This is a genomic window from Maritimibacter sp. (assembly GCF_016774595.1).
GTDB classification, from domain to species: Bacteria; Pseudomonadota; Alphaproteobacteria; order Rhodobacterales; family Rhodobacteraceae; genus Maritimibacter; species Maritimibacter alkaliphilus.
In genome coordinates, this window is the sequence record NZ_JACBWT010000001.1 from 1,816,326 (window position 1) to 1,836,658 (window position 20,333).

At 65.1% G+C, this 20,333-nt stretch carries 13 protein-coding genes; 5 read left to right on the top strand and 8 right to left on the bottom strand.

All coding sequences use genetic code 11. The annotated features are described in order from the left end of the window. The first annotated feature begins 43 nt into the window (after positions 1–43). Positions 44–1,774, top strand: coding sequence for a sensor histidine kinase (locus HOY44_RS09255; protein ID WP_287434459.1), 1,731 nt, complete (start codon positions 44–46; stop codon positions 1,772–1,774). Next, positions 1,771–2,997 carry a sigma-54-dependent transcriptional regulator gene (locus tag HOY44_RS09260; protein WP_287434460.1) on the top strand — a complete coding sequence of 409 codons (1,227 nt, stop codon included), beginning with the start codon at positions 1,771–1,773 and terminating at the stop codon, positions 2,995–2,997. Before HOY44_RS09255 ends, HOY44_RS09260 begins: the two co-directional genes overlap by 4 nt. Here the strand turns inward: HOY44_RS09260 and HOY44_RS09265 are convergent. From HOY44_RS09265 to HOY44_RS09300, 8 genes are all read right to left on the bottom strand, one after another. Next, positions 2,994–5,345: a TRAP transporter permease gene (locus HOY44_RS09265; RefSeq protein ID WP_287434461.1), complete on the bottom strand. Its 2,352-nt coding sequence runs from the start codon at positions 5,343–5,345 to the stop codon at positions 2,994–2,996. The two genes, HOY44_RS09260 and HOY44_RS09265, sit on opposite strands and share 4 nt — an antisense overlap. A 117-nt stretch (positions 5,346–5,462) precedes the next feature. Continuing rightward, positions 5,463–6,533 (bottom strand): TAXI family TRAP transporter solute-binding subunit, encoded by a 1,071-nt coding sequence (locus tag HOY44_RS09270; protein ID WP_287434462.1) that lies wholly within the window; start codon positions 6,531–6,533, stop codon positions 5,463–5,465. A 33-nt stretch (positions 6,534–6,566) separates the two neighbouring features. Then, positions 6,567–8,252 carry a sulfatase-like hydrolase/transferase gene (locus HOY44_RS09275; RefSeq protein WP_287434463.1) on the bottom strand — a complete coding sequence of 562 codons (1,686 nt, stop codon included), beginning with the start codon at positions 8,250–8,252 and terminating at the stop codon, positions 6,567–6,569. Positions 8,253–8,364: 112 nt separating this feature from the next. After that, entirely contained in the window at positions 8,365–9,276 is a 912-nt protein-coding gene (locus tag HOY44_RS09280; protein ID WP_287434464.1) for a LysR substrate-binding domain-containing protein, read from the bottom strand. Between the two features lie 55 nt (positions 9,277–9,331). Then, the gene (locus HOY44_RS09285) at positions 9,332–11,161 is read right to left on the bottom strand and encodes an acetyl-CoA hydrolase/transferase C-terminal domain-containing protein (RefSeq protein WP_287434465.1); all 1,830 of its coding nucleotides are present in this window, start codon (positions 11,159–11,161) and stop codon (positions 9,332–9,334) included. Further along, on the bottom strand, positions 11,154–13,214 hold the full coding sequence (locus tag HOY44_RS09290; RefSeq protein WP_287434466.1) for a 3-hydroxyacyl-CoA dehydrogenase NAD-binding domain-containing protein: 2,061 nt from the start codon (positions 13,212–13,214) through the stop codon (positions 11,154–11,156). The genes HOY44_RS09285 and HOY44_RS09290 overlap by 8 nt, the downstream gene beginning before the upstream one ends. After that, on the bottom strand, positions 13,211–14,494 hold the full coding sequence (locus tag HOY44_RS09295; RefSeq protein ID WP_287434467.1) for an acetyl-CoA C-acetyltransferase: 1,284 nt from the start codon (positions 14,492–14,494) through the stop codon (positions 13,211–13,213). The genes HOY44_RS09290 and HOY44_RS09295 overlap by 4 nt, the downstream gene beginning before the upstream one ends. Then, complete coding sequence (locus tag HOY44_RS09300) at positions 14,491–16,731, bottom strand: acyl-CoA dehydrogenase (protein ID WP_287434468.1); 2,241 nt, start codon at positions 16,729–16,731, stop codon at positions 14,491–14,493. The genes HOY44_RS09295 and HOY44_RS09300 overlap by 4 nt, the downstream gene beginning before the upstream one ends. A 357-nt stretch (positions 16,732–17,088) precedes the next feature. Here HOY44_RS09300 and HOY44_RS09305 point away from each other — a divergent pair, with 357 nt between their 5' ends. The 3 genes from HOY44_RS09305 (at position 17,089) to HOY44_RS09315 (ending at position 20,230) form a co-directional block, all read left to right on the top strand. Beyond that, entirely contained in the window at positions 17,089–18,099 is a 1,011-nt protein-coding gene (locus HOY44_RS09305) for a DctP family TRAP transporter solute-binding subunit (RefSeq protein WP_008332061.1), read from the top strand. A 79-nt stretch (positions 18,100–18,178) separates the two neighbouring features. Then, complete coding sequence (locus tag HOY44_RS09310; protein ID WP_138422418.1) at positions 18,179–18,829, top strand: TRAP transporter small permease; 651 nt, start codon at positions 18,179–18,181, stop codon at positions 18,827–18,829. Positions 18,830–18,832: 3 nt separating this feature from the next. Then, on the top strand, positions 18,833–20,230 hold the full coding sequence (locus HOY44_RS09315) for a TRAP transporter large permease (RefSeq protein WP_008332065.1): 1,398 nt from the start codon (positions 18,833–18,835) through the stop codon (positions 20,228–20,230). Positions 20,231–20,333 lie beyond the last annotated feature (103 nt).

Below are 20,333 nucleotides of genomic sequence, written 5' to 3' on the forward strand. Positions count from 1 at the left end.
CAAGCGCCGCCTATGATGGCCGCCGCTTCCGGGAGCCTTGTCGATGCCTCGACTGATCGCCTTTCTGCTCGCCGCCGCGCTTCTTGCCGGAAGCGTGGGGTGGTCGGCGTATCGTGACGCGCTCGACCGCCTGACGGAACGGGGCGAGGCCGACCTGTCGCTCGCCGCCGACCGGGTGACCGGCCAGCTTCTGCGCTACCGCGAGCTTGCCGTGATCCTCGCCCGCCATCCCGATCTGAAACGGCTTCTGATCTGGGGCGGGTCGCCCGGCGCGTCGGTGGAAGTCGTGCAGGGCATGGCCGACATGACGGGCGCGTCGGACGTGGCGGCGGTCGATCTGCACGGCCGCATCGTCGCGGGCAGCAGCGGAAGTTCGGTCGCCCGCGACCCGAAGGAACCGCCGCTTGAACGCGCACTGGACGGGGCGCTGGGCACGTCGAACGAAATCGTCGCCGGCCCCCTCGGGCCGCGCCGTTACTTTGCCTTCGCCGCACCTGTGCAGAGCGAGTCCGGCGTGGTCGTCGGCGCCGTCATGACCCGCGTGTCGGTGGCGCAGATCGAAGACAACTGGCCCGGCGACGCGCCGCCGGTGTTCTTCACCGACCGCCAGAACCGCATTTTCGTGACCAACCGATCCGGCCTCGTCCTTGCGGACCGCAGCGACGGAATGCCCGACTATGAAAGCGCCATCACGGCGGGGCGCGAGGTCTGGCGCATTTTCGGGGATCGCTACCTGCCCAATCGTGCGATCCACCTGCAACGCGATCTGCCGACCATCGGCATGACCGCCGAAATCCTTATCGACAGTTCCGGCGCATTCTACTCTGCCGTCCTGTGGGGCCTGATCGCGGCGGGTGCGCTTTTGACCTTCGGCGCGATCCTGTTCTTCGTGCAGCAGAAACGCGCGGCGCTGGCCGACCGGTTGACGGTCGAAGCCGCGGCGAACGCCCGTCTCGAGGCGCGCGTCGTCGAACGCACGCAGGAACTGACCGAGGTGAACGCGGACCTGCGCCGCGAAGTGTCGGAACGGAAAGAGGCCGAGGCGGCGCTGAAACGCGCGCAGGACGAGCTTGTGCAGGCGGGCAAGCTGTCGGCGCTCGGCAAGATGTCGGCAGGGATCAGTCACGAACTGAACCAACCGCTCATGGCGATCCGGTCCTTCGCGGAAAATGGCGAGCAGTTCTTTGACCGGGGCAAGCCGGAACGCGCACGCGACAACCTTGGCAAGATCTCGGAACTGGCACGCAGGATGGGCCGGATCATCCAGAATCTCAGGGCCTTCGCCCGGCAGGAAAGCGGCCCGGTCACGGATGTCGATCTGGTTGACGTCATCGACGCCTCGCTTGAAATGACCGCCGACAAGATCCACCGCCATGAGGTCGAGCTTGTCTATGACCGCCCCCACCTTCCGATCATGGTGCGCGGGGGCGAAGTGCGGCTTCAACAGGTCGTCGTGAACCTCGTCTCGAATGCCGTCGACGCGATGAGCGATGCGCCCGAGCGCCGCCTTTCGCTGACCCTCGACACCGACGGCCCCGCCGTGCGCCTGACGGTGCGCGATTCCGGCCCCGGCATCGCGGACCCCGACCGCGTGTTCGATCCGTTCTATTCCACGAAAGAGGTCGGCGCGGCCGAGGGAATGGGGCTGGGCCTGTCGATCTCATACGGTCTCGTCCAGAGTTTCGGCGGCGCGATCAAGGGGCTGAACCACCCCGAGGGCGGCGCGGCCTTTACGGTCGAACTGGTGCCCGCCGGGCTGGAGGCGGCCGCGTGACGCGCCGGGTTCTGCTGGTCGACGACGATGCCTCGGTGCGCGAGGCGCTGGGGCAGACGCTTGAGCTTGCCGATCTGGTCCCGGTCCTCGCGGGCAGCTACATCGAAGCCAAGGACCACATCATCCCCGACTTCGAGGGGGTCGTGGTCAGCGATATCCGGATGCCGGGCAAGGACGGCTTCGCGCTCCTCGGCTTCACCCATGAGGTCGACCCGGAACTTCCCGTGATCCTGTTGACCGGAGAAGGCGACATTCCGACGGCCGTTCGGGGCATGGCGGCTGGGGCCTTCGACTTTCTCGAAAAACCCTGTGCGCCCGCCGACCTGCTGACCGTCGTGGAAAAAGCCCTGAAGACCCGCGCACTGGTGCTGGAAAACCGGTCGCTCAAGGCGCAGGTCGAGGCGGGAGATGCCGCCGCGCGCCTGCTTCGGGGCACCTCGGCGCTGTCCGAAAAGATGCGCGACGATGCCCGCGCCGTGGCCCGCACGATGGCCGATGCGCTTATCACAGGTGAGCCGGGGGTGGGCACGTCGAAGATGGCGGAAGTCGTCCACCTGCTTTCCGCCGTATCGCGCGGCCCGTTCCTCAAGATCCCCGGCGCGGGGACGACGCCGGAAACGCTGGCCGCCGTGTTCGACGAGGCCGAGGGCGGCACGATCTTCATCGACGAGGTCGCGGGGATGAGCCAGCCCGCGCAATTCGCCCTGCTCGAACGGCTCGAACAGCCTTCCGCGCCACGGGTTCTGGCCGGGACGTATCAAGACCTTGCCAAGCTGACGGAAACCGGCGCGTTCAACCCGGACCTCTATTACCGGCTCGAGGCCGCGCGCATCCACATCCCGCCGCTTCGCGAACGGCGCGAGGATATCCCGACGCTCTTTCGGCATTACGTGGAGATCGCCTGCGAACAGGCCGCATTGCCCAAGCCCGACATCCCGACCGACGTGACCCACCGCCTGATGGGGCAGGACTGGCCGGGGAATGCCCGCGCGCTGATGAACGCCGCGATGCGCTTCGCGATGGGGCTGGCGGAACCCGACGCCGCAGGCGGGCTGGGGCTTGCCGAGCGCATGGCGGACGTAGAGCGCGCTTTTCTGATCGAGGCGCTGCGCGATCACGAAGGCCGCGCGACCGAGGCTGCCCGAAGCCTGAAGCTGCCGCGCAAGACGTTTTACGACAAGCTCGCGCGGCATGGGTTGAAGCCCGAGGATTACCGCAGCTAGGCTTCGGCAACCCGCCGTCTGGCCACCCCGTAATGCGCCGCGATGGTCACCAGCGCGAGCGCGACGGCGGGCCAGTGCACCTCGGGCATCCGCATCAGGATGCCGATGGCCAGCGCCAACCGGACCAGCAGCTCGACCCGGCCCAGTCGCCGGGCGTCGAACCGCACCAGCGCGCTTGCGATCAGGTAGAGCGCCAGAACCAGCCGCACCAGCAACAAGGCGAGCCCCGGCCAGTCGATCCCAGGGCCGTAACCTTCGAGGAACGCGACCGCGCCGGGTGTCGCGAAGGGATCGAGCTTGGCCGCGTCGATGAGCAGAAGTTCGGGGTAGAAGGCGAAGATAAACGGCAGGATGAACATGACGATCCCCGCCCCGACGGCTGCGAACCCCGTCTTCATCGGGTCGGCATGGGTGATCGACGCGGCGGCGAAGGCCGCGACCGCCACGGGTGGCGTGATGGCCGAAGCGACGGCGAAGAAGAAGATGAACATATGCGCGGTAAAGGGCGCGATCCCCAACCCGATCACCAGCGGCCCCATCAGAAGCGCGACGTTCACATAGGCCGGAACCGTCGGCATCCCCATGCCCAGCAGAATGGCAAGCAGCATGGTCACGAAAAGGGCCGCGAACAGGAACACGCCGCCGTCCTGCAACTCCGGCCCGAAAAGGCGCAGAAGCCCGGTCACGTCGCGGGCGATGAAGCCGGACAGGCCGGTGAAGTTCAGGCAGAAGTCGATGACAGACACCGACAGGAACATAAGGTAGAGGGTCGAGATCAGGATGCCCGCCTCGGACAGCGCGCCGAAGATCTGCGTGGGCCTCTCGCGGAATTTCGGGTCGAGGAAGAACAGGACCACCAGAAGCATCACGGCCCACCAGCCGGCCGACCCCGCATCGCCCGCGCTGTTCTGAATGAGCTTGAACAGGAACGGCAGATCGGTCGCCAGACAGCTATCCCCGTTCACGACCCTTTCGACCCCGAAGAGCGCGGCGATAGGCCCGCAGCCGATCGCCTCTTTCGGTGTGACGAGCAGGAACAGGATCATCAGGATCGGCGCGAAGATCATGACGAGGTTCAGGTAGTCCTGCCGGCTCAGGAGCATGTCCGGGGTCTTTTCCCCCACGGCCTCGATCCCCTGTTTGCGGGCCTGAAAGACCACCGTGAGGAACAGAACGCCGAAATAGGCCGCGGCGGGCAGCGCGGCGGCGATGATGACCTCGCGGTAGGGCGTGACGGTCATCGCGGCGAGCACGAAGGCCGCGACCCCCATGACGGGCGGCATGATCTGCCCGCCGGAGGATGCCGCCGCCTCGACCCCGCCGGCGAAAGTGCGGGAAAAGCCGCGCTTCAGCATCATCGGGATGGTCAGAACGCCCGTGGACAGCACGTTGGTCACCGGCCCGCCCGATATGGTGCCGAACAGCGCCGACGACACGATGGCGGCATGGGCCGGGCCACCGCGCAGACGCCGGGTCCACAGAAAGGCGACCTTGATGAGCGACTGACCCCCGGCGGAAATCCCGAAAAGCGAGCCGAGCACGATATAAGGAAAGACCGACGACAGCAGGATGCCCATAAACCGGCCCAGAAGGCCCTGCGAGGTGTTGGTCAGCACATCCTCGACATTGGGCCGCCCGTCCATCAGCGTTCGGGGTTCACCGCCCAGCTTGGTAATGGCGTATTTGTTCATGTCCTCGGAGCCGAAGACATACCAGATCGCGACGGTGATAAGCGTATAGGCGGCGATGAGGATCGCGACGGCCACGAGGGGAAAGCCCCAGACGCGCACGTTGTAGGCGAGGAATACGGTGATCGCCGCGCCGACGATGGCGAAGATCCAAGAGCCTGTGGTGTTGATACAGGCCGGGTCGTCGACACTGGTGGGTTCCGGCAGGCCATAGAGTTCCGCGAACTCCTTTTCCTCCTGCAAGGCGCGCGCGATCAGGTCGGCGCGTTCGCCCGTGAACTGGTCGATCAGGCAGATCGAGTCGATTTCGATCACGTAGGTCAGCGACACCATGATCGCCATCGTCACCAGCGCGACATCCATGACGATCGCGAAGGCGCGGCGCATCGGACCCTTCTCGCGGTCCTTCATGTAGAAGGAATGCTTGGCGACGACGATCAGCATCATCAGCACGAAGGCGATCGGGTAGAGGTATTCGTAGGGGTATTTCCGGATCACGATGTCGGGGTCACCGGTGATGTTGGCGACAAGCTGGTCCAGACCCGGGATCGACGGGATCGTGTTCATCAAGCCGATGAAGACGAGCACCAGTCCCAGCCCCTTGGCGAAGGGCATAAGTCGGTTCACGGGCGGTGGGGCCGGCGTCTGGGTCGCGCTCATGTCATGCTCCGGGGTTTTCACGCAGGTCTACCGTATCCGGGTGGAACGGGGCTGTGCGCCCCGTCCCGGCTCGCGGAGTGGTGGTGTCCGGGCGAAGGTGCCGCCCGGACGGTTGATTCATTCGGCTTCGGCGCAGTCGGGCACGTCGTAGCCCGCCTCTTCCCAGGCCGCGACGGCACCGGGATGGTATTTCAGCGACAGGCCGCCGCAGAACCCGGTGGACTTCTGGTCGAGCACGTCGAAGTTCACGGTCTTGCCGTAGGGCGCCCGCGCTTTCAGCTCGTCGAGCGACGCGATGTAGGTGGCGGTGAGCGCCTTGACCGTCTCGAAGTCGAGATCGGCCCGGACCATCGTCGCGAAAGGCACGCCCGGCGAACGGAACACGCCATCCTCGGAAATCAGGTGCACGCCCTGATCCGCGCCATAGCCAAGATCGGCCTCGGCCACTTCGACGGGGGCGTTACCGGGGGCCGACAGGAATTTCTGCATCGCCTCGCCTTCCCAGATATCCTTGGGGATCGAGATGATGTTCACGTCGCCGGTCGACAGCATCGTGACCACCCGGTCCGAAGGCGAGGTGATCGGGACCATGACCGCATCGGCCGACCCGTCGACCAGAACCGAGGGAAGCTCGCCCCAGTTGGTCTGGTAGCCCTTGTAATCCTCACCGTCCTTGTAACCGCCCGAGCCGAACAGGATCGTCTGGCGACCCACGGTCAGAGCCGCGCCGCGGGGCGGGCCGTTCCAGACCGTCTTCCCTGCCAGCTGCTCATAGCTCGTGATGCCCGACGCGACCGGCGTGATAAGGCCATAGGCCCCGGCGTTATAGGGCGCGATGGCCCGCACGTTGGCGGCCAGCGCCGCCCCGTCCTCACCGATGGCCGAGAACGGTCCGCGCCCCGCTTCGAGCAGGAAGTGCAGCACGGTCGGGGCCGTCACCATGTCGGACTTGCCTTCGGCCACGTTGACGATCGAATTCGTCGCGGTCTGCCCCTCCTGCACCTGAATGTTGGCCACGCCATCGCGGGCCGCCACATCGGCGAGGTGGATCATCATCAGGTGCGGCGAGTTGCCGGGCGAGGATGTCTCGCCCGTCAGGTTGGCCTGCGCGAACGCCGCGCCGGCGGCCAGCAGAACGCTGCCTGCCGACACGGCGGCCAGTGCCGTCTTACGGATCATCGAAGTCATAGGTCTCCTCCCTTTTTGACCGATGGTGCCGGGTCACGCCCGGCGCGTTTCCTTGTCCCGCATGTCCGGCACCTTGCGGTTCCGGTATTTGGCGGTCAGCTCCTCGGGCAGGTCATCCTCCGTGACCACGCCGATCAGCACGCCGGTCCGTGCGGGGCCCGACGACCGGGCCGCACGAATGGTGTCGTTCGAAATGGTGGTCCGCGCTGCGGGGCGCGCGGTCCAGTCGAACAGGCGGTCGTACATCATGTCGATGACGTCCGCATGGGCGTTGGTTCCGCCCAGATCGTTGATCTCGCCCGGATCGTCCCTGAGGTTGAACAGCATCGGGCGATGGCCGCTTTCGAAGTGGATCATCTTCCACGTCTTGTCGGCAACCATGAACATCCGGGCATCCTTGGGATCGATGTCGAGCCGCCCGGCCAGCGGGCTGGTCGAGAAATCGTATTCGCAGATCACGTAATCCCGGTCGGGCGCGTTCCCCCCGCGCAGCATCGGAAGCAGCGACTGACCTTCGAGGATATGGTCGAGCTTCGACGCGTCGCCCCCCGCCACCTCCACGAAGGTCGGGAGGAAGTCGATGCACTCGACCAGCGCATCGGTCGACGTGCCGCGCGTCGCATCCGCCTCGCGCGAGGGGTCGTAGATGATGAGCGGCACCTTCACCGACGCATCGTGGAAAAAGGTCTTTTCCCCCATCCAGTGATCGCCCATGAAATCGCCGTGGTCCGAGGTCACGACGATCATCGTGTCCTCCATCCGGCCCGATTTCTCGAGGTAGTCGAACAGCACGCCCATCTGGTCGTCGCACTGCTTGATAAGGCCCATGTAGGCGCGCAGCACCTTGGCGCGCACGTCATCGCGCGAGAATGCCTTGCCGACCGGCGAATTCTGGAAGCCTTTGAACACCGGATGATCCGTCTCGCGCTCCGCCTCGCTGCGGACCGGGTCGAGGAAATGCGCGGGCCCATACATGCTCGCGTAGGGTTCCGGCACGATATAGGGCCAGTGCGGCTTGATGTAGGACAGGTGGCAGCACCACGGCTGATCCCCCTGCGCCTCGATGAATTCTATCCCGCGCCGGGTCAGATAGGGGGTTTCGCTGTCGTCTTCGGCGATATTCGCGGGGAGGTCGGAGTTCTCGAGGAACCAGCCCGACAGCACGTTGCCCTGGTCGTCGCGCGCCGAGTTGGCATAGTCGTGCCACGGATTGTCGCTCTCATACCCCTTGGACCGCAGATAGTCGTTGTACTTGAGCGCACCACCCTCGTCATAGAACCCGTCCGGCCCTTCGGGGCGCATCCCATCGTCACGCTCAAAGACGTCGAAGCCGCATTCCGACACCCGCGCGCCGATCACGCTGTCGGGTTCCAGCCCCAGCCGCCGCATCCCTTCGGCATCCGCCGCCATATGAGTCTTGCCGATCAGGTAGCAGCCCATGCCGAGATCGCGCAGGTGGTCGCCCATCGTCAGTTCGCCGACCTTGAGCGGCGTGTTGTTCCAGCTAGCGCCGTGGCTGTGGACGTAGCGCCCGGTATAGGTCGACATGCGCGACGGGCCACACAACGGCGACTGGATGATCGCGCGGTCGAACCGCACACCCTTCGCGGCGAGCCGGTCGAGGTTCGGGGTGTGCAGATGCGGGTGGCCGTAGCAGCTTAGATAATCCCAGCGAAGCTGGTCGAACATGATGAAAAGGATATTCCGAGGTTGCCCCATCCTGCCAGTATCCTCCCAAATCCCGTAAGCATGGCGTTGGATTCTGGTTTTATCGCAAAATTTCCCGTCAGGATAATAGAAGGTAGCACTTCGATATATCAGTCTCGATATGTCAGCCGAATTGCCGCGCCGCGGCGCGGACGTGGTCCGCGAACCGCTCGGCCTCGGCGGACAGCGCCCTGTCGCGAAAGAACGTCAGACCGACGGAGGACACCAGTTCGTCGCCCCGCAACGCAAGATCGACCAGCGTTCCCGCCGCCAATTCCTGCCGCACGGCCCCGCGCGGCAGCACGGCCACGCACTGATGTTGGGCTAGGTAGGATCGGGTGAACTCGAACGACACCGTTTCGATCTGGTTGGGAAACTCGCTCACCCCGCGCGCCACGATGAACTTGTCCATCTCGCGCCGGATGATCGTGCCCGCGAGCGGCACCAGCATCTGCTGCGTCTCGAAGTCCTGCACGGTGAGCGGACCGTCGAGCGCAACGAACGGGTGATCCGGGCGGGCGACGAAGATGATGTCTTCGGCATAAAGATGCTCGAACGTGACGCCCTTGAGGTGTTCCAGCGACAAAAGCCGCCCGAGGATGAAATCCAATTCGCCCCGCGCCAGCCGCGCGATCAATTCATCCACCGCCGCCCAGTGAATCTCGACGTCGATATCGGGCGCGGTGAGCTTGAATTCGGCCACCGCATCCACCGCCACCGTGCGCGCCACGTTCGGCAGAACCCCGAACGCCACGCGCGCCTTGGCGGAATCGCCCTGTGCCGCCACCGCCCCGGCCTCGATCTGCGTCAGGGCGATGTCGAAATGGCGCATGAGCTTGGCCCCGGCATCGGTCAGCGAGACACCCCGGCCCGTCCTGTCGAACAACGGACTTCCGATGATTTCCTCGATCTCGGCAAGCGTGCGCGACACGGCCGGCTGGGACGAGTTCAACTGCCGCGCCGCATGGGTGACGGACCCGGCCTTGGCCACGGCAAGGAAACAGCGGATATGGCGCATCCGCAGACGACTGAACACGCGCGAACCCTCCCTTGCCCGTGTCCGACCAGACTACCGACCCGGGCGGGCATGTCTATCGGCGCGACACGGCCCGAATGGCTCCGGCCAGCGCGAAAGCTTCCAGCCGTTCCCCGAACCCCACGGGCGAGGCGAGGTTCATGCGTCGCATCTTGTCCTCGGGCTTGGGCGCGAACAAGCCGCTCAGGATCAGCTTGGCCACCGCCAGCCTGCTCCCCTGCGCGTTGGACAGATGCGCCAGCACGGGCAGCAGACCCTTTTCCGTCTCGTCGAAATCGGTGCCGAACGGGAAGTCCGGCAGGTCATGGGGCGCAAGCCACGCCTTCACGCGGTCAGGTGTGTTTTGCCGCCACGCCGGGTCGATCGCGAAATCCTTGCCCAGCTTGCCCGCCGATTTGGCCTTGTCCAAAAGCGCGTCCTGAAACCGGCTGTCGGTGATCCTGAGCATCGCCGCGACCGCATCCTCATCACGCTGGCCGCGCAGATCGGCGATCCCGTATTCCGTCACGATCACGTCACGATAGGCGCGCGGCACGCTTTCATGCGGATGCTCCCACACGATGTTCGACGTCGTCTCGCTCTTGCTGGTCCGGGTCGCGGGCAACGTCAGGATCGCGCGCGCCCCTTCGAGCGCGAAGGCCTGTTCGATGAAATTGAACTGCCCGCCGATCCCGCTCACCTCCTGCCCGTCGCTTGTGACGTCGCTGACCAACCCGCCCAGAAGCGTCGCTTTCATCGCGGAATTGACGAACCGCGCATCGACCCGCGCGGCGCGTTTGGCAGGCTCGTCGCCGTAAAGCTGGTTGGTGAAGGACACGGGCATCATGCGGATCTTGGCGCGCTCGGCGTCGGAGAGCGCCCGGAGGCGTTCGTAGAAGTCGCGGCAATCGACGAAGAACCCGGCATGGATCGCCGCCCCATCCACCTCGCGCTTGACGATGCCGCGCTCGAACAGGTGCAGGAGCCCGTCCACCAGCATCTCGGTCACGCCGTAAAGCCCGGTCTCGAACCGCCCGTCCTCATCGAACCCGTCGTTGTCGAACGGGCAGGTGCGCGCCACCTCGGACAGCCCGCCGGACTGACGCAGGATCAGGGCGTTCGCGACCGCATCGCCGATGGTCCCGATCCCGATCTGAAGCGTCCCGCCATCGCGCACAGTGCGCGCCACGTGCAGCCCGATGGCATGGGCCGCATCGCTGACCGGCTGTTTGACGACCGAGAACAGGTCGAAATTCGGCGCGGGGTCCAAGAGCAGGTCCACCTCGTCCCGCGTGACACGCGCCTCCGCCCCGTCCATCGCAGGCAGGTTCCCGTTCACTTCGCCCACCAGCAGGAAATCCATCCGCCCCGCGCGACGGTCCCGCAACAGGTCCGACGAAATGTCGGTGTTGCACGACAGGCTGAAGCCCCCGTCCAGCGGCGCGAGAAGCTGAAACATCAGGTTGGGTTTCCACGCAGCGAGCACGTCATACGCATGCGTGTAGTTGGCGGGGATGTAATGCCGCTGGGCCGACGGAACGGCGATCCAGCGCCCGGCGAGCATGAAGAATTCCGACACCTCGATATTGTCGGGGAGCGTTCCCGCGCGTTGCATCTCGGCATAGTCGAGCGTGGGATAGGCCCCGAACAGCCGATCCTTGGCCGGCTCCAAAAACCGCCGCGCCATGCCAGACGACATATCGGGCGGCTCGAGTGTCAGGGCGGTCAGAATCGACAACTTCACCTTGGGCCGTGCCGCCACCGCCCGTGTCAGCGCGTTGACCAGCGTGACCGGCTTGCCCAGCCCAAGCGGCAGGGCGAGGCGTATGTCGCCCGCAGTCTTCTCGATGATCTCGGCGGCGATGGCATCCGCGCGGGCCGTGAACTCCGCTTCCGTCTCAGCCAAAGTCGCCCCACCCCGGATCGGGTGCGAAACGGGGGCCGTGCTGTTTTTCGAGCCGCGCTAGAACCTCCGGCACGTCGCCGCGCACCTTGGCGTAGTGCAGCGGCCCGCCCCGGAACGGTGCAAAGCCGGTGCCGAAGATCACCGCCGCATCTGCCGCCTCGGCATCCGCCACGACGCCTTTGCGCAGACATTCGACGGCGGCATTGCACATCGGCAGGATCAGCCGGTCGATGATCGAAGGGTCCGGCTTGTCGGCTGGCTCTTTCGGCGGCTTTTCGGACCCGTAGTCATAAAGCCCCTTGCCCGCCTTCTTGCCCGTTTCACCCGCCTCGACCTTTTTGGCGAGCCAGTCGGGCGTCTCGGCCACCGGCACATCCAATCCGGCGTTCAGCGATCTCGCGACTTCGAGGCAAATATCCAGCCCCACCTGATCGGCGAGCGTCACCGGCCCCATCGGCATCCCGAAGGCGAGAGCGGCGCGGTCGATGGCGACCTTGTCGTGGCCCTCGTCCAGCATCACCATCGCCTCCATCATGTAGGGCGCGAGCACGCGGTTCACGAGGAAACCGGGGTAATCCGTCACCCGCGCGGGCAGGCGGTCGATTCCGGCCGTGAACGCGGCGAGACGGTCGAGCGTCGCATCCGACGCCAGGTCATGCGACACCACCTCGACCAGCGGCATGGAACTGACCGGGTTGAAGAAATGCAGCCCCGCGAACAGCGCCGGGTCGGGCGCGGCATCGACCAGATCGGCCAGTCGCAGGCTCGACGTGTTGGTGGCAAGGATCGCACCCGGCTTCATCACGTTGGTCAATTCCGCGTAGATGCTTTCCTTCAACGTGGCCTTCTCCGGCGCAGCCTCGATCACCAGATCGGCCCGCGCACGCCCCAGCCCGTCCGGGTCGGGCATCAACCGGTCGAGCGCATCACGCGCTTCGATCCCGCTCAGGTGCTTCTTTTCATAGATCTTCGCGGCCCGGCGGATCGTGTCGCCCAAGGGCGCAAGCTTCACATCTTCGATGGTCACGCGCTTGCCCTGCATCGCGGACCACGCGGCGATTTCGGCCCCCATCGCGCCCGCGCCGATGACATGCACATGCGCGATCCCGTCATCCTTGCCCGCGCCGGATTTCAGCCGACGCCGCAGAAAGAACACCCGGATCAGGTTCTGCGCCGTGGTGCTGTCGAGCAATCCGGCGAAGGATGCGATTTCGGCGGCCTGCATTCGTTCCGGGTCGCCCCCGTGGTCTTCCCACAGGTCGATCAGCGCGAAGGGCGCCGGGAAATGCGCGCGCGGGGCCTGCTTTTCGCTTTCGCTCCGCATCCGGTTCGCGGCAAGGCTGCGGGCCGCACGGGTGCGCAGGGCGGTCGCCTTGAACCCGCCGTTGTCATGGGTGAGCTTGCCCTTGGCCGCTGCGTCGATAGCGGCATCGACATGCCGTTCGGGCACCAGCGCATCCAGAATGCCCAGCTTCTTGGCCTTGCGGTCATGGGCGCTTTTGCCCGTCAGCATCATCTGCATCGCCGCGACCGGGTCGATCAATCGCGTCAGACGGAAGGTGCCGCCAAGGCCCGGATGCAGGCCAAGCTGGATTTCGGGGAAGCCCAGCTTCACCCCCTCGACGCCGATCCGATGATCGCAAGCCAGCGCCAGTTCGAAGCCGCCGCCAAGCGTCGCACCATGCACGACCGCCACGGTCGGGAACGGGAGCGCGGCCAGCTTGTCGAGCACCGCGTGACCCTGTTTCAACATCTCGACGGCGCCCTCGCCCCGCAGGTTGGCAAACCCGTCGATGTCGGCCCCTGCCGCGAACCCACCGGGCTTGGCCGAGCGGATCACAAGCACATCGGGCTGCGCCTGTTTCGCCTCGTCCAGAAGCGTGTCCAACTCCCGCAGCACCGCCTCGGAAATCACGTTGGTCCCGGTGCCTTCGCAGTCGAGCCACAGCGTGATGCGCCCGCCCCGATCCTCACGCCGCCAATGCGCCGTTTCGACGGGCTTCGGAGCGTCCGTCGTCTTGTCGGGGGTGATCTGGTCCAATACGTCGCTCATGCGGCCTCCAACAGCATCGCGCCGCCCAGGCCGCCGCCGATGCATTCCGTTGCGATTCCCCGCTTTGCCCCGCGCGCCTTCATGGCGTTGGCGAGATGCAGGACGATGCGGTTCCCACTGGTGCCGACCGGATGGCCAAGGCTGATCGCCCCGCCGTCCACGTTCAGCTTGTCGCGGTCGATCCGGCCGAAGGCTTCGTCATAGCCCAGAATGTCGCGGCAGAAGTCGTCGTCCTGCCACGCGGCGAGGCACGACAACACCTGCGCGGCGAAGGCTTCGTTGATCTCCCACAGGTCGATGTCATCGCAGGACAGCCCGTGGCGCTGCGCAAGCGGCGTAGACGACAGCACCGGCCCCAGCCCCATGATCGACGGGTCAAGACCCGCCCACTGGCTGTCCACAATCCTTGCGATCGGTTCCAGCCCATGCGCCTCGACCGCCGTTTCCGAGGCGAGAATGACCCAGGACGCACCATCGGTGATCTGGCTCGAATTGCCGGGCGTCACCTTGCCATAGGGCTTCTCGAACGCCGGGTTCAGCTTGCCCAGCTTCTCGACCGAACTGTTCGGGCGCACGCCATCGTCAATCTCATGCACCCGACCGTCCTTGTCGAAGACCGGAACGACCTCGCCCTTGAGCCGCCCTTCCTCCTGCGCGGCGGCAAGGCGGTGGTGGCTGTCGTCGGCATAGGTGTCGGCGGTGATCCGGTCGATCCCGAAGCGATGCGCCAGAACCTCGGCGGTCTGGCCCATGTTGAGTTTGGTGATCGGATCGGTCAGCCCGCGTTCCAGCCCGATGACGGGCGAAAAGAAATCGGGTCGCACATCGGCGAACGCCTTGGCCTTGTCCAGCGGGCTCTTGGCCTTGGCCAGATCCCCATACCATTCGGTCGCGTCCCGGCTGTAGACGAGCGGCGCGTGACTGAGCGCCTCGGTCCCACCGGCGAGGATCATCTCATGACTGCCGTCGCGGATATAGCGCATCGCCGTGTCGATGCTCTGCATCCCTGAGCCGCAGTTGATCTGCACGGTAAAGGCCACCTGCTGCTCGCCCATACCAAGGCGAAGGGCGGCGACGCGGGCCGGGTTCATCTCGTCCTGAATGACATTGACGCAGCCGAGGATCACGAGGTCGAAGGCGCTCGCCGCGAACGGCTGGCGCATAAGCAACGGGCGGCCAGCCTGCACGGCAAGATCCACGGGCGTGAACGGCCCCGGCTCGCCCCGCGCCTTGAGGAACGGGGTCCGCGCCCCATCGACGAGGTAGACGGGTCGGCTCATTCCGCCGCCTCCTTCCACGTCGTTGGCCGCTGCATGCCGGGGAACAGTTCGGCCAGTTCGTCGGGGGTGTAATCGTCCACCGCGATGACTTTCTGCACGGCCACCGCCACCTCTTCGAGTTGCTGGAACTCGGCATCCGACAGGATGCCCGCCTCCAGCCCCTCACGCGGGGTCTTCTTGGCGTCGCGCAGACGTTTTTCGAGCGGCTCGGCCTCGAGCACCAACGCATAGGCGTGGTTGAGCAGGCCAAGCCCACTGTCTTCGGCCGCACGATAAAGTCCGCTCGTCAGCCGTGTCCGCGCCTCGCAGGGTTCATAGACGATCTTCGCCACGGCCTCGGTCACCTCGTCCGACGGACCGCGCGCATAGTGTCCCGGGCGGATCAGCGGGCGCAGCAGCCAGCCGACCCATTTGGCGGGCATGTTGGCGATGGTCTCGTCCAGCGCCTCACCGATCCGGGCGAAGGATGTCTCGGCGGCGTGGTGGACGAGCGGCAGGTCGTCGTCGTTGCGCCCGTCATCCTCCCACCGCTTGAGCACGGCGGAGATCAGGAACATTTCGGACAGCGCATCGCCCATCCGGGCCGAGATCATTTCCTTCCGCTTGAGCGCACCGCCGAGCGTCAGGAACGCCATGTCGGCGACGACCGCATAGGCCGCCGACCAGCGCGACAGGCGGCGATAGATGGGGGCGACCTTGCCCGCGTCCGCAGGCGCGTTGCCCTGCCCGGTCCAGGCCGACCAAGTGGCGCGGAAAGTCGTCTTGATCGCGTGGCTCACATGGGCCCAGAAATGCTTGTCGAACGCGTCGAGCGACTTTTCTTCGTCCGGCTCCTGCAACGCCTCGATTTCGTCCAGCATATGCGGATGCGCCCGGATCGCGCCTTGGCCGAAGATGATGAGGTTTCGCGTGACGATGTTCGCACCCTCGACCGTGATGCCGACGGGAATGGTGCGGTAGATCGGCTGAAGGTAGTTGAGCGGCCCGTCGATCACGGCCTTGCCCGAATGCACGTCCATCGCATCGTTGATCGCGTCGCGCATCCGGTCGGTGGCGTGGTATTTCATGATCGCCGAGATGACGGCGAGCTTGTAGCCCTCGTCCAGCACCGCCGTCGTCAGTCGCCGCCCCGCGTCGATGGTGTAAGCGGACGAAGCGATGCGCGCCATCGGCTCCTGCACCCCTCCGAACAGGCCGATCGGCAGGTTGAACTGCTTGCGGATGCGGGAATAGGCGCCGGTCGTATGAGCGGCCATCGCCGTGGCGGCAGCCGACAGGGACGGCAGCGAAATGCCCCGCCCGGCGGCCAGCGCGCTCATCAGCATCATCCAGCCCTTCCCGGCATAGTCCGGCCCGCCGATGATGTTTTCGAGCGGGATGAAAACGTCTTTCCCAGTGGTCGGGCCGTTCATGAACATGGTGCCCGATGGCAGATGGCGCCGTCCGGTTTCGACCCCCGGCAGGTCGGTCGGGACGAGCGCACAGGTGATCCCGATGTCCTTCACATCCCCGAGCAACCCGTCCGGGTCACGAAGCTGGAATGCAAGGCCAAGGACGGTCGCGACCGGGGCGAGCGTGATGTAGCGCTTGGCCCAGTTCATCCGAATGCCTAGCACCTCTTCCCCGTTCCACTCGCCCTTGCAGACGATGCCCTCGTCCGTCATGGCCCCGGCATCCGACCCGGCGTCTTCACTGGTCAGCCCGAAGGCAGGAAGCTCGCTCCCGTCGGCAAGGCGCGGCAACCACGTCTGTTTCTGCTCGTCAGTGCCGAACTGATGGATCAGCTCGCCCGGACCGAGCGAATTGGGCACCATCACCGTCACCGCCGCGACGACATTGTGGCTCGCGATGTAGCGGACCACCTCGGAATGGGCGAAGGCCGAGAAGCCCAGCCCGCCGAATTCCTTCGGGATAATCATCCCGAAGAACCCCTTTTGGCGCAGGAAATCCCACGCCTCGGGCGGCAGGTCGCCGGTCTTCTTGTCGATTTCCCACCCGTCGACCATGTCGCAGAACGCGCGGCAGGGTCCGTCGATAAAGGCACGTTCGGCATCGGTCAGCGTCGGCGCTTTCACGGAACGCAGCTTGTTCCAGTCGGGATTGCCGGAAAACAACTCCGCCTCGAAATGGACATCGCCCGAACTCACGGCCTCGGCCTCGGTTTCGGACAGGGTCGGCAAAACGCCCTTGGCCCATTTATGGATCGGCTTGGTGATGTAATCTTTCCGGAACGACATGGATGGTACCTCCTGCATCCGCAACGCATCGTCGGGGGCAGGGTTCCGTGGCGCGGGGTGGCGGCGGCTGAGGGTCGGGGCCGGGGCGTTGCGGGTCCGACGGCCCCGACCGGGCGACCTCTGCGCGACGAGTCGTGTGTGGGTTTCCGCACAGATGCCCGAATGCCCCGTGCGATTTCCCGCACACCACAATCTTTCCCCACAGCCAACGAGTCTGGCACTTTCAGACAACCACCTGATTTTTCTGCATTTTCCCGATCAATGCCCCTGCGTCAAAACAACGCTTGCCCGGTGCGCCGGCCCGCCGCCACATAGCCGCGGACCCTTCGGGGCCGGGAGATACATGGAGGAGCAATCATGAAATTCCTGACGACCGCACTTACCGCGGCCACCCTCACCGCTGGCACCGTTGCCGGCACCGCCGCCCTCGCCGCCTGCGACGATGGCGAAATGGTGATCAAGTTCAGCCACGTCACCAACACCGACAAGCACCCCAAAGGCATCGCCGCCAACCTGCTCATGGAGCGGGTGAACGAAGAGATGAACGGGACTGCCTGCATGGAAGTGTACCCGAACTCGACCCTCTACAACGATGACCAGGTGCTCGAAGCCATGCTTCAGGGGGACGTGCAGCTCGCCGCGCCGTCGCTGTCCAAGTTCGAGACCTTCACCAAGGTCTTCCGCATTTTCGACCTGCCCTTCATGTTCGTGAACATGGACGCTGTCGATGCGTTCCAGAACTCGGAGACCGGACAGGCGATGATGGACTCGATGCAGCGCCGCGGCCTGCAAGGTCTGGCCTTCTGGCACAACGGCCTGAAGCAGTTTTCGGCCAACAAGCCGCTCGAAGTGCCCGCTGACGCCGCCGGCCTCAAGTTCCGCGTGCAGCCCTCCGACGTGCTCGTCGCACAGATGGAGGCTCTCGACGCCTCGCCGCAACCGATGGCCTTCTCCGAAGTCTACGGCGCGCTTCAGACCGGCGTCGTCGACGGTCAGGAAAACACCTGGTCGAACATCTACGGCCAGAAGTTCTTCGAAGTGCAGGACGGTATCACCGAGACGAACCACGGTGTGCTCGACTACCTCGTCGTGGCCTCGGTCGACTGGCTCGACAGCCTCGACGAAGGTGTGCGCGATCAGTTCATGACCATCCTCAAAGAGGTCAGCGACGAACGGAACGCCGCCATCGCCGAAGTCGATGCCGAGAACCGTCAGGCCGTGCTCGACGCGGGCGCGACCATCCGCGAACTGACGCCGGAACAGCGCCAGCAGTGGGTCGACGCCATGAAGCCGGTGTGGGAGCAGTTCGAAGGCGACGTGGGCGCCGACAACATCGCCGCCGCACAGGAAATCAACGCCAGCATGTAAGCGGGCACGGGGCGGTGCGGGCAATTGGCCCGGGCCGCCCTCTTTCCATCCATCGCATGGGATTTTCGGGGGAGACGCCATGAGCGCGCCGGGACATCGCCGGGGCTTCGAGGAAACGGCCATCGCCATTCTTCTGGGCCTCATGACCACCGTGACATTCGTCAACGTGGTCCTTCGCTACGTTTTCAATGAATCGCTGATCTGGGGGCTCGAGATCACGCTGATCCTGTTTGCCTGGCTCGTCATCTTCGGGGTCAGCTACGGGGTGCGCGTGACGATGCACCTTGGCGTCGACGCGATCACCGGGCTTCTGTCGACCGGGCCGCGCCGCACGCTGGCGCTGATCTCGGCGGCCATCTGCCTCGTCTACGCCTTCCTCCTGCTCAAGGGTGCTTGGGATTACTGGGCCCCCTATGCGGGCATGTGGCAGACCGAGGGGCGCTGGTTCCCGCTGGGCTTCGACACCGGCACCCGCGACCGCGCCTTTTACATGACCGATCAGGTGCCCATGCCCGGCTTCCTCAAGTTTCTCGAGGACTGGATCAACATGGGCGAGGAATACGACAAGCTTCCACGCGTCATTCCTTACGCGATCCTGCCCGTGGGCATGGCGCTTCTGCTCTTTCGCTTCATTCAGGCCACCATCGGCATCGTGCGTGGCCATTCCGACAGCCTCATCGTTTCCCACGAGATGGAAGACGATGTCGAAGCCGCCCGTGTGGAGGACTGATCCATGGACGTCGCACTTCTCTTTGTCCTCATCATCGGGCTTCTTCTGATCGGCGTGCCGATCGCCATTGCGCTCGGCTTCTCGTCGGTGCTGTTCCTGCTGGTCTTCTCGGAAACCTCGCTCGCCTCGGTGGCGCAGAGTTTCTATCAGGCGATGGCGGGACACTACACGCTGCTCGCGATCCCGTTCTTCATCCTCGCGTCCAGTTTCATGTCGACGGGCGGGGTGGCGCAACGGATCATCCGCTTTGCCATCGCGGTCGTGGGCCATTTCCGCGGCGGTCTGGCCATCGCGGGCGTCTTCGCCTGTATGCTCTTCGCCGCCCTGTCGGGCTCGTCGCCCGCCACCGTGGTCGCCATCGGCTCCATCGTCATCGCGGCGATGCGCCAGCAGGGCTACACCAAGGACTTCGCGGCAGGCGTCATCGCCAACGCGGGCACGCTGGGCATCCTGATCCCGCCGTCCATCGTCATGGTCGTCTATGCCTCGTCCGTCGAAGTGTCGGTGGGCCGGATGTTCTTGGCAGGCGTCATCCCCGGAATCCTCGCGGGCCTCATGCTGATGATCGCGATCTACGTCATCGCGCGCATCCGCAACATGCCCGCGGGCAGCTTCGCGGGCTGGCGCGAGATCTACATGTCCTTCCGTGACGCGATCTGGGGTCTGCTCCTGATCGTCATCATCATGGTCGGCATCTACGGCATCCCCGGCATCACCGGCGCGATCTTCACGCCGACCGAAGCCGCCGCCGTCGCATCGATCTACGCCTTCATCGTGGCGACCTTCATCTACCGCGACATGGGGCCATTGGCCGAGAAGAACAACGATGGTGTGAAGAAGTCGCTTCTGTCCAAGCCGCAGGCGATCATCACGTCGCTGTGGCACCGCGACACCCGCGACACGCTGTTCGAGGCGGGCAAGCTGACCATCACCCTGATGTTCATCATCGCCAACGCGCTGATCCTGAAGCACGTGCTGACCGACGAACAGATCCCGCAACAGATCGCCAATGCGATGCTGTCGGCGGGCTTCGGCAAGATCATGTTCTTGATCATCGTGAACCTGATCCTGCTGATCGGCGGTCAGTTCATGGAGCCCTCGGGCCTCATCGTGATCGTCGCCCCGCTGGTCTTCCCCATCGCCATCGAACTGGGCGTGGACCCGATCCACCTCGGCATCATCATGGTCGTGAACATGGAAATCGGGATGATCACGCCGCCCGTCGGCCTGAACCTCTTCGTGACCTCGGGCGTGGCCGGGATGCCGATGATGAAGGTGGTGCGCGCGGCCCTCCCCTTCCTCGCGATCCTCTTCGTCTTCCTCATCATGGTGACCTACATCCCGATCATATCGACATGGCTACCGACATTGATGATGGGACCAGAGATCATCACCAACTGACGACAAAGGCCGGGGCAAGTCCCCGGCCTTTCTCCTTGATGCCTGATCCGGCTTTCCGGTCCGGAAATATCCCGGGGGTGCGGGGGCAGCGCCCCCGCCCGGG

What these genes read in the sequence shown, in the direction of transcription:
- HOY44_RS09295 (WP_287434467.1), bottom strand. Translation starts at nt 14,494, where the DNA reads ATGAGCCGACCCGTCTACCTCGTCGATGGGGCGCGGACCCCGTTCCTC.
- HOY44_RS09305 (WP_008332061.1), top strand. Translation starts at nt 17,089, where the DNA reads ATGAAATTCCTGACGACCGCACTTACCGCGGCCACCCTCACCGCTGGC.
- HOY44_RS09300 (WP_287434468.1), bottom strand. Translation starts at nt 16,731, where the DNA reads ATGTCGTTCCGGAAAGATTACATCACCAAGCCGATCCATAAATGGGCC.
- HOY44_RS09275 (WP_287434463.1), bottom strand. Translation starts at nt 8,252, where the DNA reads ATGGGGCAACCTCGGAATATCCTTTTCATCATGTTCGACCAGCTTCGC.
- HOY44_RS09265 (WP_287434461.1), bottom strand. Translation starts at nt 5,345, where the DNA reads ATGAGCGCGACCCAGACGCCGGCCCCACCGCCCGTGAACCGACTTATG.
- HOY44_RS09290 (WP_287434466.1), bottom strand. Translation starts at nt 13,214, where the DNA reads ATGAGCGACGTATTGGACCAGATCACCCCCGACAAGACGACGGACGCT.
- HOY44_RS09255 (WP_287434459.1), top strand. Translation starts at nt 44, where the DNA reads ATGCCTCGACTGATCGCCTTTCTGCTCGCCGCCGCGCTTCTTGCCGGA.
- HOY44_RS09315 (WP_008332065.1), top strand. Translation starts at nt 18,833, where the DNA reads ATGGACGTCGCACTTCTCTTTGTCCTCATCATCGGGCTTCTTCTGATC.
- HOY44_RS09310 (WP_138422418.1), top strand. Translation starts at nt 18,179, where the DNA reads ATGAGCGCGCCGGGACATCGCCGGGGCTTCGAGGAAACGGCCATCGCC.
- HOY44_RS09270 (WP_287434462.1), bottom strand. Translation starts at nt 6,533, where the DNA reads ATGACTTCGATGATCCGTAAGACGGCACTGGCCGCCGTGTCGGCAGGC.